Consider the following 1,636-nt stretch of genomic DNA (forward strand, 5'->3'; position numbering starts at 1 on the left):
AGCCGTCCACCACGGCCGTATCAGCAAGATCGGCCGCAGTCATGCGCGCCATGCTGGTCGAGGCGGCCTGGGCAGCGGCCAAGGCGTGGCTTCGAAGCATCCTCAACCCGGCGGCCGGGGAACGCTTGGGATTAAGCACGTAGGAATGCCGCGCTATCTTCATTGAGCGAGTCATCGCCGAGGCGGCTGCCCCCACGGACGCCGCTCCTTAATATCATCTCTGGCCGCCTTAGCCGCCGCATCGATCAAGGCGGCGTCTTCGGGATAAGGAACCAGCGCGTCTCGCCGGTGCAATGCTTGATTGCTGGGCCCAGCGTCGTCGCCACCAGAGCCTGATATGTTGACTCCCCAACTGGCTGCATCGCGTTCCATGTGAATGGCGGGAGCGACCAGATCTGGTGCTTCAGAGTTGTTCGACCGAGATGGGGAAATGTGCGAATTGCCTCCCGAGCCTGACATATCCGTCTCCGATGTGAGTGAGCATGACCCAGCCGCTCATCAGCAAAGACTGTGCCGGCACCTCCGATCAGTCTGACTCAAAGATTTCGGGCGCCGCCCGAAGGCGATCGGCCCACTTTCGACGGACAATCGGGGCCGAATAATCAAGGCGTCGGATTCTGCTCCCAGGTAATGGATTGCCGCATTGGCGAGGTTGGCGCCGCATCGCCCGGCGCAACCTTCCTCCTGGTTCACAGTTTGCGGCATCGAGCTGGCGGGCGAGCTCCCCGGCGCCGATCTCCAAACTCAAGCTTTTATGCTTCTTACAGAGACCTCTGGCTTCGAGTGCACCTGCTCCCGCTTTGCGACAGAGGCATGCGCTGACCGCACCATCGGTAGAACCAGTGCGGGCGGGCAAGACGCTGGACGAACTCACCGACGGTTTGGATGCGGTCGCGGCGCAGGACCCGGCACGGGCGTAGCACCGTGGCGCGCACGCGCATTGATGTCGTCTCGAACCATCACCCAACCGTCAATCACTGAGACAGAACCATACGCGAACACGCATTGCGACAGATCGCAACGTTGGGACCATCATCGTCGTATTCGCCGCAAATGATAGGCCGAGAGGCGACAGGTTTGTAAGCCACCACTGCCCTTTCTCACACAGGCGCTGCTCGATGATGCTCCTCTTTCACGTCCTTCAAGCCTTATGCCAATTACAATGACTTGATTTGCGAAAGCGATTTCTCAATCGGAAGCGTCATGGCCCCGACAGCATGTTGCAAACCCGACATCAGAGCGTTGGCGATTGACTCCTAGCTAGGCGTTCCAAAGCACGAGCAACGTCGGCCGCATCTCGTGTCGGATTCGGAAGGATTGGTACTCGCAGGTAGGCGCCGTTGTCGATGACCGAGTCGTCGCATTCGCAACGCCAGAGGTCCATCGACAACCACTGTGTGGATCTGCATTTGGCGTCCCTTCCACTCGGCAGCGCTTCAACGTCTTCGATCGAAATCCGCCTCATCGGCCTCCTCCGACGAAAGCACCGGCAACTCTCCGGCCAGCAGCTTGTCCTTGCTGAGCAGGCCGGCGTCCTCCAGCGCGTCCATATCCGGCAGATCGCGCAGCGTCTCCAAGCCGAAATGCGACAGGAACGCCGTGGTCGTCACATAGGTGTAGGGCGCGCCTTCTGGGG

Annotated in this window: 1 pseudogene; it reads right to left on the reverse strand. The window is 60.3% G+C overall.

What is annotated here, in order from left to right:
- Nucleotides 1-1,436: 1,436 nt before the first annotated feature.
- Nucleotides 1,437-1,636, reverse strand: a pseudogene (locus CWO89_RS43960) (SMC-Scp complex subunit ScpB); the annotation flags it as partial.

Source organism: Bradyrhizobium sp. Leo170 (assembly GCF_004296405.1).
Classification (GTDB): Bacteria; Pseudomonadota; Alphaproteobacteria; order Rhizobiales; family Xanthobacteraceae; genus Bradyrhizobium.